This is a genomic window from Pseudovibrio sp. Ad5 (assembly GCF_001623095.1).
Classification (GTDB): Bacteria; Pseudomonadota; Alphaproteobacteria; order Rhizobiales; family Stappiaceae; genus Pseudovibrio.
Genome location: NZ_LMCH01000065.1, coordinates 13268 through 27289 on the forward strand (window position 1 = coordinate 13268; position 14022 = coordinate 27289).

General features: G+C 52.3%; 13 protein-coding genes. 10 read left to right on the forward strand and 3 right to left on the reverse strand.

Annotated elements, in window-relative coordinates:
• The first annotated feature begins 1 nt into the window (after position 1).
• From PsAD5_RS23265 to ilvC, 3 genes are all read left to right on the forward strand, one after another.
• Positions 2–604 carry a YeeE/YedE thiosulfate transporter family protein gene (locus PsAD5_RS23265; RefSeq protein WP_063293864.1) on the forward strand — a complete coding sequence of 201 codons (603 nt, stop codon included), beginning with the start codon at positions 2–4 and terminating at the stop codon, positions 602–604.
• A 255-nt stretch (positions 605–859) separates the two neighbouring features.
• Positions 860–1489, forward strand: coding sequence for a TetR/AcrR family transcriptional regulator (locus tag PsAD5_RS23270; RefSeq protein ID WP_057465771.1), 630 nt, complete (start codon positions 860–862; stop codon positions 1487–1489).
• 103 nt (positions 1490–1592) lie between these two features.
• Positions 1593–2612 carry a ketol-acid reductoisomerase gene (gene ilvC / locus PsAD5_RS23275; RefSeq protein ID WP_057465770.1) on the forward strand — a complete coding sequence of 340 codons (1020 nt, stop codon included), beginning with the start codon at positions 1593–1595 and terminating at the stop codon, positions 2610–2612.
• A gap of 120 nt (positions 2613–2732) precedes the next feature.
• Here the strand turns inward: ilvC and PsAD5_RS23280 are convergent, their stop codons facing one another.
• Entirely contained in the window at positions 2733–3212 is a 480-nt protein-coding gene (locus PsAD5_RS23280) for a carboxypeptidase-like regulatory domain-containing protein (RefSeq protein WP_063293865.1), read from the reverse strand.
• Positions 3213–3224: 12 nt separating this feature from the next.
• A complete protein-coding gene (locus tag PsAD5_RS23285) occupies positions 3225–3722 on the reverse strand; it encodes a hypothetical protein (RefSeq protein ID WP_063293866.1) in 498 nt (165 codons plus the stop codon).
• Between the two features lie 307 nt (positions 3723–4029).
• Between PsAD5_RS23285 and PsAD5_RS23290 the strand changes: the two genes are divergently transcribed.
• From PsAD5_RS23290 to PsAD5_RS23310, 5 genes are all read left to right on the forward strand, one after another.
• A complete protein-coding gene (locus PsAD5_RS23290; RefSeq protein WP_208982001.1) occupies positions 4030–5235 on the forward strand; it encodes an MFS transporter in 1206 nt (401 codons plus the stop codon).
• Positions 5236–5370: 135 nt separating this feature from the next.
• Positions 5371–6573 carry an MFS transporter gene (locus tag PsAD5_RS23295; RefSeq protein ID WP_063293867.1) on the forward strand — a complete coding sequence of 401 codons (1203 nt, stop codon included), beginning with the start codon at positions 5371–5373 and terminating at the stop codon, positions 6571–6573.
• A gap of 23 nt (positions 6574–6596) precedes the next feature.
• Positions 6597–7037, forward strand: coding sequence for a GNAT family N-acetyltransferase (locus PsAD5_RS23300; RefSeq protein WP_063293868.1), 441 nt, complete (start codon positions 6597–6599; stop codon positions 7035–7037).
• 182 nt (positions 7038–7219) lie between these two features.
• Positions 7220–7645, forward strand: a complete 426-nt coding sequence (locus tag PsAD5_RS23305) for a GNAT family N-acetyltransferase (RefSeq protein ID WP_063293869.1) — start codon at positions 7220–7222, stop codon at positions 7643–7645.
• A 123-nt stretch (positions 7646–7768) separates the two neighbouring features.
• Complete coding sequence (locus tag PsAD5_RS23310) at positions 7769–9814, forward strand: alkyl/aryl-sulfatase (protein ID WP_063293870.1); 2046 nt, start codon at positions 7769–7771, stop codon at positions 9812–9814.
• Between the two features lie 156 nt (positions 9815–9970).
• Here the strand turns inward: PsAD5_RS23310 and PsAD5_RS23315 are convergent, their stop codons facing one another.
• Entirely contained in the window at positions 9971–11449 is a 1479-nt protein-coding gene (locus PsAD5_RS23315; RefSeq protein ID WP_063293871.1) for a tetratricopeptide repeat protein, read from the reverse strand.
• Positions 11450–11750: 301 nt separating this feature from the next.
• On the opposite strand from PsAD5_RS23315, the gene PsAD5_RS23320 reads away from it, so the two are divergent.
• Both PsAD5_RS23320 and PsAD5_RS23325 read left to right on the forward strand, forming a co-directional pair.
• Entirely contained in the window at positions 11751–12905 is a 1155-nt protein-coding gene (locus tag PsAD5_RS23320; protein ID WP_208988786.1) for a GNAT family N-acetyltransferase, read from the forward strand.
• A gap of 138 nt (positions 12906–13043) precedes the next feature.
• A complete protein-coding gene (locus PsAD5_RS23325) occupies positions 13044–13958 on the forward strand; it encodes a PhzF family phenazine biosynthesis protein (protein ID WP_063293872.1) in 915 nt (304 codons plus the stop codon).
• Positions 13959–14022: the final 64 nt, after the last annotated feature.

Here is a 14022-nt window from a genome sequence, read left to right on the forward strand (position 1 = left end):
TATGGAAATTTTCTGGCTTGTTATCCTCGGCCTCACCATGGGCATCATCTTCGGTGTCGCACTGGAAAAGTCTCGTGTCATGGAACCTGGCGTGCTCATCGGTCAGTTCCTCTTCAAAGACTACACCATGCTTAAAATGTTCCTCGCAGCAACAGCAACTGGTCTGGTCGTCCTCTCTGGCCTGACTGCACTCGGCCTTGCAGAGCTGCACCCGAAAAGCTTTGTTGTTGGCAACATCATCGTCGGCGGCACCATCCTCGGCGCAGGCATCGCCATCGCAGGTGCGTGCCCGGGCACAGTCTTTGCCCAGATTGGCCGCGGCTACAAAGATGCATGGCTCACTGTCATCGGTGGCATCATGGGCGCAGCATTTTATGGCTACAACAAATCCCTCATCGACGGCGTGCTGGACATGGGCAGCTTCGGCAAGATCACCTACGCGGATCTTTTCCCACCCCTACCCTTCTGGATGCTCGGACTTATCACCGCAGCAGCCCTCGTCGTCGTTATGATCGCACTGGAAATGTATCGCCCATGGAAGGTGGATCGCGGCATGGATCAGAACAAGGAAGCATCCGTCAATTCAAATACGGCACATGCATAATTTAAGAGCCCCCAACTGAACTGACTTTGGTTCAGATCAGTAATGCCCCGGAGGAGCACAGACCTTCGGGGCATTTTTTTGCGTGAATGAGAAAGGATCAAATCAAACTCACCTTAAGACACCTAATTTTATTGCGCCCACGCTGTATTTTCCCTCACTTTCCTGTTGCATCCATTTCGATTCTACGGCATAACCGAACCGTACCGTACGGTACAGAAAAACAAACAAGCCAAACCGCTGGAATTAGAACCGCATATGTCCACTGAGCCAGAACAACCAGACTTTACAGACCGCCAGCGCGCGGTACTGGACAAAGCGCTGGAGCTGCTGGTGGAAGGCGGCGAAAAAGCGCTGACAACAGCCGCCATCGCTCGCGCTGCGGGGTGCTCGAAAGAGAGCCTCTACAAGTGGTTTGGGGATCGCGATGGATTGCTTGCTGCAATCGTTACCCGTCAGGCCTCTAAGGTTATTCCGGGTGCTGATCCAGCCGCAAACATGAGCGAAGACGGCCTGCGCGCCGCATTGGAAGAATTTGCCAGAAACCTGCTGGAGACCATCTCCGGCGACGTTTCTCTGGCCCTGAACAGACTTGCCATCGGGCAAGCCAGCAAATCTGAAACCGGTCTTGGCGCCATCCTCGAAAAGAGTGGCCGCGCCCGCATTGGCAGACAGACCACAGCATTGCTGGAAAAAGGATGCACACTTGGCTACCTGCACTGCGAAGACCCGCAGGAAGCCTACAGCACACTTTACGGGCTGGTCGTTCGCGATCAGCACATCCGCATGCTTCTGGGCGGCACCGCGCAGGCATCGGCAAAAGACTTGGAACTGGCTGCCCAAACAGCAGTCAAACAGTTCATACAGCTCTACGGAGCACAGAATTAAAGCGCCTCTCTGGAAAGTGGAAACAGATTTTCAGGGAAACGCAAACCAAAAACTAGACCATACGTGCTTTGGGAAAGGCACGGGCGAAACAAAGGGTAGTACCATGCGCGTATATTACGACCGCGATTGCGATTTGAACCTGCTCAAGGGCAAGAACATCACCATCATTGGCTACGGTTCTCAGGGCCGTGCACATGCAATGAACCTCAAAGACAGCGGCGTTGCAGGCATCACCATCGCTCTGCGCGAAGGTTCCACAACACGCCTGAAAGCTGAAGCAGACGGCTTCACTTGTAAGACTGTTGCAGAAGCAGCAAAAGACGCAGATCTGATGATGATGGCAACTCCTGATGAGCTGCAGGCAGACATCTGGAAAGAAGATATCGCAGGCAACATCCGTGATGGCGCAGCAATCGCTTTCGCACACGGCCTGAACGTTCACTTCGGTCTAATCGAGCCTAAGTCCACCATCGACGTTCTCATGGTTGCACCAAAAGGCCCAGGCCACACCGTACGCGGCGAATACCAGAAAGGCGGCGGTGTACCTTGTCTGATCGCTGTTCATCAGGACGCAACAGGCAACGCAAAAGACCTCGGTCTGGCATACGCATCCGGCGTTGGCGGCGGTCGTTCCGGCATCATCGAAACCTCCTTCCGCGAAGAGTGTGAAACCGATCTGTTCGGTGAGCAGGCAGTTCTCTGCGGTGGTCTGGTTGAGCTGATCCGTGCAGGCTTTGAAACCCTGACCGAAGCTGGTTACGCACCAGAAATGGCATACTTCGAGTGTCTGCATGAAGTGAAGCTCATCGTAGACCTGATCTACGAAGGTGGCATCGCGAACATGAACTACTCCATCTCCAACACTGCTGAGTGGGGTGAGTACCAGACTGGCCCACGCATCGTGACTTCTGAGACCAAAGCAGAAATGAAGCGCGTACTGGAAGAAATCCAGAACGGCACCTTCACCTCTGAGTGGATCCAGGAATACAAGGCTGGTGGCGCTAAGTTCAAAGCAACACGCCGCCTGAACGACGAGCACCCAATTGAAGAAGTTGGCGCAAAGCTCCGCGAAATGATGCCTTGGATCTCCGCTGGCCAGCTGGTCGACAAAGCGAAGAACTAATCTGATCCTCATCGCAGGATACGCATAAAACAAAATCAGAGCGGCAGTTGAACTGAACCTCAACTGCCGCTCTGATTGTTTTTATAAAGATCAATGCACTGAAGACCTGATCACCCAGTTTTATCTCTGCCGGTTCGGCTCAACCTCAAGCTGAATTTTTCCAGCATCAACGGCCTCAGGCTGCAAACTGAGCATGTTCTGAAAGAAGCTCTTTTCTTTAATCTCTATGGTTTTCTTGTCTCGTCTGCTTGCAACACTGCTGGCAGGCAAAGCTTCATCAGAGGGAGCGACAGAAAACTCTTTTGCTAGCCCCTCTGGCAGCTCAACTGAGTATTCACCGCTATCCAGATTGTACGCTCTGAAAAAGCCCTGATAATCCGTGAACACAGTAATCGCCTTCTCGCTGTTTTTGTTTTTCAGCAGCAATGGTGCATTTGCGATGGGCTCATTTTGATCATCGACAGCTTGCCCGCACACGGAGGCTGTTGGTGCACCCGTTCCGGCATCACTCCCCTCGCATCCCCCCATTGAGAACGCTGGCACATTGACCAAAATCAAGGCGCAAAACATCACAAAACGAGCGAAATGCCGGATCATCATCTACGCTCCTCCTTAGCGGTTTTTGCTCAAAACAACGGTCGGTTTAAACTTCTCGCCTGCATTAAAAAATCGGGGAGCAACATCCGGATCACCCAGCGGGACCAGATATCCATTGTAAGACTTCCAGTTGCTGGGAACGGTCAACTTGATCTCAAGCTCTTCCTCGCTCCCCCAACTCTCCACGGAATCCCATTCATCGCTAACAACGGCCAGCGCAACCATGTTGACGGAATGCGGTTGTTCAATTCTGACCGTAGCGACCAACTCAGTCAGGTTGGGAGCATTGCCAAATTGCTGCAGGCAAAAGACAATCAATCCTCCACCAATGAACGTCACAGCAATCGGTGCCGCGTTTGTTTTCAGCTTGCCAAAAAATGGAAGTTCAAGCTCAACAACACGCCCCTCATTGTCAACAAATCGCTTTTCTTTAATCAGCGCATAGACTGACAAGATGGCGATAAGGCCACCAAATAAAATGCCCGTAAGAGCAAGAATAAAGGCAAAGAGCATGCAGACCTCCCACCAACCACTCCAAAAATATCCCAGCCAATTCAAAAAAACCAACCGTCAATATTCGAGAAGCAAAGCAGCGATGCTCAAACAGAATAAATCCAGCTCACCTTTATCCGATCAACAATAATCAATAATCTTCCAAAGGCTTAGAGATACATGACATCCAGAAAAACCCGGGCCTTCACTGTGTTTTTCTGTGCTTAAAATTGCTCACTTTACACGACACCCTCATCAGGTAATTTACGTAGTATTAGAGCGATTGGCCCGAAACCATCTTTTGCAAGGTTAGGGCGTGGAGTTTTTCTTGAATCCTATTAGCAGTCCATTACAAAGACTTGATAAGTTCCCAATTTTATTCTTCGCAGTGATGTTTTTCGGCGCATTTTCGATTGCCTTCGTAATCCCATTATTGAGCACCTACATCATTGAGGAATTGCAGGAACCAGCGTTTAATCTTGCGCTCGTCATCGGCGGATTTTCAGTCGTGTCTCTTGCCACCAACCGCATTTTTGGTGGTCTCATTGATGGTGGAAACCGCGTCAAACCATTGCTTCTCATCAACATTTGCGCCTTCACTGTTCATGCTCTCATCCAATTGACTGCTCCCTCCTACCTGTCTCTCATCATTTTCGGCATTCCGTTGATTGGCATCAGCGCTGGTGCTCTGTCCACCATGTATTCCACGGGTCGGTTGATTGCAGAGCAGACCGGACGCGAACCGGGCACCTTCAACCTTCACATGCGCATTTGCCTGTCGCTTGGGTGGGTCTTCGGTCCACCTGCGGCCTTCCTGCTTTATGGCACCTATGGGTTTCAGGAAATCCATCTTGCAGCAGCCATTTCAGCCTTTATCTGGCTCACCCTTTGCCTGCTGTTCATCCCCGCAACGCTGAAAACTCACATCAAGAAGCACGCTCAGGAAAGCAGCACTGCAGACACAGTTCCCATGATGTTGCTGATCGCATGTGTTCCCGTGTTCGCCTTGTCTGCTGCAAACAGCGTATTCTTTTCAGCAGGCCCCGTTTACTTCATTAAGGAGATGGGCCTCTCGGTCTCCGTCCCCGGCTGGGCTTTTGCAACCAAAAGCCTCTTCGAAGTCATCATCATCTATTTTGCAATCAAGCCAACACAGCGGATTGGCGAACGGAATATGATGTTGCTCTCCGGTCTGGGTGCCATGCTCTTCTTTGCAACAATCACAAGCGCCAATTCCGTTGAGCAAGTGCTCATGCTCTGCATCATTGAGGGCATGTACTATGGCATCTGTGCCAGTGTGGGCATCACGTTCATTCAGAACTATGCCCGCCACAAACCCGGCATCGCGACCTCTTACTTCGTCAATGCCATCTTCGTTGGCGGTCTGGCAGGCAATGTCCTCACTGGGCTTGTCGCATCCTACACCACCTTCCAAAACACAATCCTGAGCAGCATCGTCCTCGCAGCTCTGGCCACCTTGATCCTGTTGGTCATCAAGCCCCCCCAACACCAGCAGCTCGCACAAACATCCTGAGCCTTTGCGCTGGCCGGATCAGCGCACATAAAAGCGCGATAACATCTCCTGCTTGCATTTCGTTCAAGGAGATGTATCAATACGTACATTCCCGCAAGACTCCATAAGTCTTTCCCCATCACCTTTGGATTCCCCATGCGCTCTATTCCTGCGGCTCTGGCAATGCTGGATCGTTTCCCAATACTGATTCACGTCTACATGCTCATTGGCTCTCTGGCGATTGCTTGCCTCATCCCACTCTACAGCTCTTATGTTGTCACAGAGCTCGGCGAGCCAGCATGGAAACTCGCGGTCTACATCGTCGGCTCAACAGCCATCACTTTGTTTTCAAACCGCTATTTCGGCGCACGTATTGATGCTGGAGCACGGCTGAAGCCTATCTTGATATTCTGCTCCACGCTTTACATGCTCAACATGGGCCTTCAATCAACAGTACCGGCCTACTGGATGCTATTGATGGGTGTGCCGCTCATGGGTGTCTCAGGTGGCGTGCTCTCCACCATGTTCTCTTTTGGACGCCTGTTCGCAGAGCAAACCAATCGGGAACCTGCCAAGTTCAACTCACACCTGCGCATTGCTATGTCGTTGGGCTGGATGGTCGGCACACCGCTGGCCTTCACGCTCTACGGCATGTTCGGCGTCAGCTCCATTTTCCCGACAGCCGGTGTCATCAGCATCTGCTGGCTGGCGATGGGCATTTGGATCGTTCCCAAAAGCTTCACCACCCACCATCCGATCAAGACCAGTGAGAATGGCAGGATTGAGCCAGTTCCGTTCGCCCTCATCCTCGCCTGCCTGCCCATATTTGCGCTCACCTCGGCCAACGTCATTTTTGTATCCGCAGGTCCCGTCTTCTTCATTGAGGAAATGGGCTTCCCAACAGCAACCCCGGGCCTCGCCTTCTCAGTCAAATGCTTCGTCGAAGTCTTAGTCATCTTTGTTATCGTTAAACCTGCTCAAAAGCTGGGCCAGAAGAACGCTATGCTGTTCTCAGCTCTGCTTGGAACACTCTTCTTCCTCCTGATTGTACGGGTAACAGAGCCCTCACAAATCTACCTGCTCTGCGCACTGGAAGGTCTGTACTACGGCATCAACGTCGGGCTTGGCCTCACATTCATACAGGCATACGCACCGCATCGACCGGGGATCGCCACGGCGTCCTACACAAACGCCATTTTTGCTGGCGCCTTGGTTGGCAACATGATGACCGGCACAGTGGCAAGCATCACCACATTCGGAAACACCATCCAGTTTTCCGCTCTACTCACTCTGCTCTCCGCCGCAATTTTGCTGGTCGTCCGGGCTCCAAAGCCTGAAACCAGCCTCCAAACCTCCTAAACGACAGACCTAAGCAGCTCAAAATGACCCAAACTCTGGAAATCGAAATCTCAACCGACAAAGACAAACTTCAGCGCGACAAGATCTATCAGTTCCTCTCAGAAGACGCCTATTGGAGCAAAGGCTTGCCACGGGATGTCTTTGACAGATCGATAGAAAACTCACTGTGCTTCGGGCTGTATCTGCCAAACGGAGAGCAAGTTGCGTTCGCTCGCGTCATCACAGACAAAGCCACCTTTGCTTATCTGGGCGACGTCTTTGTCTCCCCCGAGCATCGCGGCAAAGGCCTCTCCAAACAGCTCATGAAAGCAATCGACGCCCACTCCGAATTGCAAGGCCTCCGCCGCGTCCTGCTGGCAACAGCAGATGCGCACGACCTCTACAAACAATTCGGCTTCACGCCACTTGCAGCCCCGGACCGCATGATGGAACGGCACAACAAGACGGCCTATCAGAAAGCTTAGGAGGGCAGACCACAACACACTCCTCCTACAATTTGTTCATATGATATGCGCAAGGCGCTAACCAACAAACCCAGCGCCTTGCATGTTTAAGAGATCACTTAACCGCCAAGAAATAAACTGTGCAAGAAAGCACCTTCCCTCAATCAAGCGAGGTGTGTTCACACTGAAGCAGAGGCGAACCAATGATCACGTTCAGCACCGATATCTCGAAAATTGAAAAGGAACGTGTCTACCTGTTCCTTTCTGAGGTGTCCGGTCGTTTGGAAGGATTACCACCACAAGCACTCGATACCGTTCTGAGCAATTCCATCTGTTTTGGCGCTTACTTACCCAGTGGAGAACAGGTCGCCTTTGCTCGCGTGATCACAGATAAACTCACGTTTGCCTATCTGTGTGACTTATTCGTTTTTGAAGAACATCGCGGCAAAGGACTATCCAAACACCTGCTGGAGGAAGTTCTTTCACATCCAGACGTCAAAGAGGTTCAAAGTATCGGCCTTGCAACCCCCGATGCTCACGACCTGTACAGCCAATACGGCTTTGTCCAAGTGGATCCTTCAGAACGCCTCATGGTGCGCTTCAACAAACACATATCCTCAACGCATTAACCCGTGGTTGCAGCGCTTCATTAGGCCTTCAGCAACCAAAAACCTCATTTCAAACAGCGGTTGAGCTGAGGCCTTAACCGCACACCTATAAGGAGAAGGGCAACTCTACTCTGGAGGTCGGGAATGACGCTCAATAAAACCAAGAAATCCCTTGCCCGCCAAATCTTGTGCGCAACTGCCACCGTAAGCATTGCATGGTCTCTCTCGCTCACTGCGACCACCGCAGAGACCATCACCAAACCGGCGACACGCTTCACCGGAGATCTTTATGAAAACATCCTGAAGCAGCTGCATTTCTCCGATGAGCAAGACTTCAAGGACGCGCAGGCAGGTTATCTCGCTCCACTGCCAGACGGCGGTGTGGTCAAAAACGCCAAGGGCGATATTGTCTACGATCTCTCCAAGTTTGACTTCATCATGCAGGGCTCCATTGCCCCGGAGACTGTCAACCCAAGCCTCTGGCGTCAGTCCCAGCTCATTTTGCTGAGTGGCTTCTTTCAGGTGTCAGAACGCATCTTCCAGGTGCGCGCGGCAGACCTTTCCAACATCACCTTCATTGAGGGCGACGAAGGCATCATCATCGTAGATCCGCTGATCTCCGAGGAAACCGCTCGCTATGCACTGGAGCTCTATTATGCCCAGCGCGGCAAGAAGCCGGTCAAAGCCATCATCTACACCCACAGCCATGTAGACCACTTCGGCGGTGTCCGCGGCGTGGTGGATGAAGCCGATGTCGCCAGCGGCAAAGTCAAAATCTATGCCCCCGAAGGCTTCATGGAACATGCCGTCTCAGAAAACGTAATGGCCGGCAATGCCATGAGCAGACGTGCCTCTTACATGTATGGCAACCTGCTACCACACTCTCCGGAGGGACAGGTCGGCGCAGGCCTCGGCCCAACCACATCAAGCGGCACGGTCACGCTCATTCCGCCAACCAATATCATCAGGGACAATGGCGAAACCCATAAGATCGATGGCCTCACCTTCGATTTCTGGATGGCTCAGGATTCAGAGGCTCCTTCAGAGTTCTTCTTCTACATTCAGGAGTTCAAAGCTCTCTGCACCGCAGAAGATGCCACCCACACAATGCACAACACATACTCATTGCGTGGCGCGAAACTCAGAGATCCATTGGGTTGGTCCAAGTACATCAACGAGGCCATCTACAAGTACGGTAAGGACGTTGAAGTCCTCTTCGCTCCGCACCACTGGCATCTGTCTGGCAATGACACCATCGTGAAACACCTGCGCAACCAGCGCGATCTGTACCGTTACATCAACGATCAGCCATTGCGACTGGCCAACCATGGCTTCCGCATGACTGAGATTGCCGAAATGTTGGAAGTGCCGGAAACATTACAAAACGACTGGAGTACCCGCGGATACTACGGCTCGTTCAACCATAACGTAAAATCCACTTACGTAAGGTATCTGGGCTGGTTCAACGGCAATCCCGCCACACTGCATGAGTATCCAGAACGCCTGTCTGGCCCCAAATACGTCGAGTTCATGGGCGGTTCGGTGATCTTGCTCCAAAAAGCGCAGGAGTCCTTTGACAAGGGTGATTACCGCTGGGTAGCAGAAGTGCTCAACCATTTGGTCTTCGCAGAGCCAGACAATGAAGATGCCGCGCAACTACAGGCAGACGCGTTAGAACAGCTCGGCTATCAGGCAGAATCCGGTCCATGGCGCAACTTCTACCTCTCCGGCGCTAAAGAACTTCGGTCCGGCATTCAGGAACTGCCTGCCGTTGATACGGCCAGCCCGGATATCATTCGCTCTATGGATGTGGATTTGCTCTTTGATTACGCGGCCATGCGTTTGAACAACACAAAGGCGGGCGATCAGCAAATCAAGTTGAACTGGATTTTCCCAGACACCGACCAGAAATATGCAATGGAACTGCAAAACGCAGCGCTCAGCCATATTGAAGGATACCAGCTGGAGAATGCAGACGCCACAGTGACACTGGACAGAAGCACACTCGACAACATCATGCTGGGCATGGAAACCTTTGATGAGGCCATCAAATCCGGCATGATCACAGTGGATGGAGAAGCCTCCAAACTGACCGATCTGCTGGCAATGCTGGACAGCTTTGATTTCTGGTTCAACATCGTGCGCCCCGTGCCGCTGGAAAAGGCCAACCAGAGTACACCAAGCAAATAACAGGCATGCATGAATGCATGAAAGAGCCGGCTCAACACCGGCTCTTTTTGTATCTAGAGCGTGTTCCCGAAAAGTGGTTCCGGTTTTCGGATAAGAATACGCGCAAAATTAAAGAGTTAGAGCTTGGTGCGTGAATGCATATGAGCGCAACATGCTCTAATTATTGCTCTGAGTTCTCAAGCGCCATTCAAGCTGGCGCAGTGCCCTCTCGGCTTCACGATATCCTTGATCAGCAGCCATCTTGTAAAAGTCCCGAGCCTTCACAAGATTGCGGCCCAGACACCGCCCGCTTTCATGACAGTATCCAAGCAGATAAAACGCTTCCGGCACGCCTTTGGACGCGGCAAGCAGAAACATCCGTGCCGCCTCACCTGGGTTCGGCTCTTCATTGAAGCCCTGCAAATAGACTTTGCCCAGCAACACGTCTCCCACAGGCTCTCCTCTTTTAGAGGCCTGCTGAAACAGCTTTTTCGCCAAGTCCACATCCTGCCGCACACCGCGTCCGTTCAGGTAAAGCAGCCCGGCATTGGTCAAAGCAAACGGAAAGCGCGCTGAAGACGCCGTATAAAACTCCAGCGCCAACTCATAGGACTGTGGGACACCGCGCCCGTTCTCATAAAGCACGCCCAGATCATTCAAAGCCTGTGCATTGCCCTGTTTAGCCGCCGCTTTGTAAAGCCGGATCGCCTTTTCCAGGTTTGGTTCCGTTCCTTGCCCAAGCAGATAAAACCGCCCCAGTGCAAACTGCGATCGCGCCAACCCGCGCCGCGCGGCCCGCTCATAATGAAAGAAAGCCAGTTCAAGGTCTCGTTTGACCCCGACCCCGTCTTCATAAAGCGTGCCAAGATAATGGTTGCCCAGCAAATGTCCCTCACCAGCTGCAACACGGTAATGCCGAATTGCAGCAGCAAGGTCCGCCTCGCCGCCATCTCCATTCTCCAGCAGCTCACCAAGTGGCACATGTGCGTCTATGGAGCCCAGGGAAATAGCTTTGCGATAAAGCACACGAGAACGCGAGGTATCCCGCTCAACACCAACACCATCACGATACAGGCCAGCAAGGTTTTCAATGCCCTGCATCAACCCCGCCATGGCAGCACCTTTCACCCAATAAAAGGCCAGTTTCGGATTCCGCGCCACACCGATGCCATGCAGATAGAGAAGGCCAAGATTGTTCTGCGCCCAGGCATCCCCCCAGTCTGCAGCAATCTGATAAAGCTCACGTGCTTTCTCCGCATCAGGCGCACCATGCTTGCCCTGCCGGTAGATTTCACCCAGATTGTTGTAGGCAGCCGCAAGCCCCATCTCGCCAGCTTTTTCATAAAGCTCCATGGCAACGGGCAGATCTCGCGGCACGCCGTGCCCCATCTCATGCGCCACGGCCAGCCCAAAGACGGCCTCAGCATTACCAGCAAGCGCTTCTGCATTCAGGGAGGTAATCACCGCACTCTTGGATATCTCCGCCCGCGTGGAACGATGGATCTTCCCTGCCCGGTTATGAAGAAGCGTCAGCCCGCCAACACCCTTGGACAGCAGGAGTTCCTTTTCACTCCCACTTGCTTGCCAACTCACGGCATGAGCGGGCAGGCCATTGGCAACTGCAAGCAAGCAAAGGAGTGGCAAAAAAAAGCGCATGAGTACCTTCTCAACTGTGATTGTCACGGGTCAGAAAGAGCGCCATGCGAGAGGGCAAACACGTCATGCTTGCCCGGAAAGCTCTTGTCAGCCTACGAACCTCATGCAAATAGTTAATCTCTAATCTTTTCGGGTTGGATATCCTTCAAATCACATTGGTCACTTGAAACCATTTCCTCTTTTGGGCCACTATTGGCTGGTTGTTTCAACTAGACCGAAAAGAAGACTGGCAAATCTTTGGCCTCAACTTCCTCGGGCTTAAGCACAAACGGTGCTGGTTGAATTTGGAGAATTAAGAAGAATGCATTGCCAGATGCGGCTCGCCGCAAAAAGCCAAGCCATTGCCCTTACAGATATTATGCACGCTGCCAAAGGTCACTGGGGATATGATCCGCAGGACATGCAGGAGTTTCGGGACCATTGGAAAATCACCCCGGAAATGATCGAGGCAGATCCAATCCTTGTCATCACCGATCACGAACGACCACTTGGTTTTGCGCGCATCACCAGGGAAAATGCAGAAACCGCTTTGCTGGATTGTCTGTTTGTGTTGCCCGAAGCACACGGCAAAGGCCATGGAGCCTGGTTGCTGGAAGGTGCTGAAGAAGCAGCCAAACGCATGCAATGCACCCGCATGCGCCTTGAATCAGATGCAAACGCAGCTCCCTTTTATCAGCACCACGGCTATCACAGCACAAGCAACAGACCGAGTGCTTTCAAAGGGGCTGGCCCGATCGAGCACATGCAAAAAGATCTCACCCCGCAAATCCATGAGATCGCAGATGTCAGTTTGAACCTTAACACTTCCGATTGCTGGGATTTCGCCACCAATAACAGTGAGGCTATCAAGGAAAACTGGCGGACATTGATTTCCGATAACCCGGATCTTTGGGATGGTAAGGTTCTGTCATTGTACCAATACTCCTTGGACCAGAAGCAATTTTCCGGTGATCTGGTAGAAATCAACTACTCCGAATTCCTCGCATGGCGCGACTGGGGCTTTCCTGACAGAAGCGCCAAAAACCTGTTTGGCTGCGCAGTCCTCCGTTCCAGCCAGGGCCATCTCGTATTTGGTAAAATGGCGGGAAACACCGCAACAGCAGGTCAGGTTTACCCACCCGGTGGCAATCTTGATCTCAACGATATCACGCCCGCCGGGAAGGTGGAAATCTTCGGCTCCATCGCCCGCGAGCTGGAAGAAGAAACAGGCCTCACATTGGATCAGGGAGAGTTGGGGGACGTCTTCGCAATCGAAGATGGGCCACGTCTCGCAATTGCGCGTATTTTAACATTGCAACTCACCTCAGACGAAATCCTTTCAAAAATTGCACATTTCAACGCAAACCAGAAAAAACCTGAGTTGGAAGAAGCAGTTATCGTAAAATCCCGTGAGGATCTTAAGGACTACAGCGTCCCCCCATATGCCTTGGCGCTCACCGCACATCTGTTAAATTAACGAGCTATCTTCATTTGCAGACTTGTATTTGGCGCCAAAACAATCTTGAGTGGCGCTCAAGCAAATCTTTTTCGTAAGTTGAGCCCGTGATGCAAGACCACGAGTTCAACACCAAACTGAGATAATTGGACTTTTAAAATGGCCAGACCTTATGCCCTGCTAGACGTTTTCACTGATAAAGCGCTGGCAGGTAATCCGCTTGCAGTTGTGCTGGATGCAAAGGGATTGTCAGACGCTCAGATGCAGCAGATTGCCTGCGAATTTAACCTCTCCGAGACCGTCTTCGTTCTGCCACCAGACAATATCGCTCATAACGCCTCCATCCGCATCTTCACCCCGTCCATGGAACTGCCATTTGCAGGTCATCCAACCGTGGGCACCGCCGTTTTGATGGCCGAAAATCGTTTCGGCGCACCGGATAACGATATGGATGCATTGGTGCTGTTGGAAGAAAAAGTCGGGTTGGTGCGCTGTGCTGTCGCCCTGCAAAAAGACAAGGCCACCTCCGCTGAGTTTGATGTACCAAGATTGCCGAAGCCAGCTCAGGAGCTTGGCGAAAAAGATGTGATTGCTGCAGCTCTGTCTCTGGAACCAAATGAAATCACATTCGAAAACCACAAGCCCAAAGCTTGGGAAGCCGGCCTGCCATTTGCATTTGTTCCAGTCGCAGATATGGACGCCATCAACCGCATCCAGCCAGTTCATAAATACTGGGAAGAAGCGTTCGGCACCATCGCCCACAACAACACCTTTGCATACTGCCGCCAGACCATCCATGTAGACAGCGCATTCCACGCCCGCATGGTCTATCTGGAAAACGGCCTGCCACGCGAAGATGCAGCAACTGGGTCAGCAGTCGCCGCCTTTGCCGGGTCCATTGCGGAGTTCGACCAGCCATTGGACGGCACACACAAATATCTCATTGAGCAAGGCTTCAAGATGGGACGCCCCTCCTCCATCTCACTGGAAATGGAGATGCGGTCTGGCGCCATTCACGCTCACCGCATTGGCGGACAGGCAGTTATCCTCGCCCGCGGCGAACTGCTCCTCTGAGCGATAACACCGGAGGAGAGCACTCCGCCTCCTCCACTTCTCCCGCATATTGGGACTGTTCTGT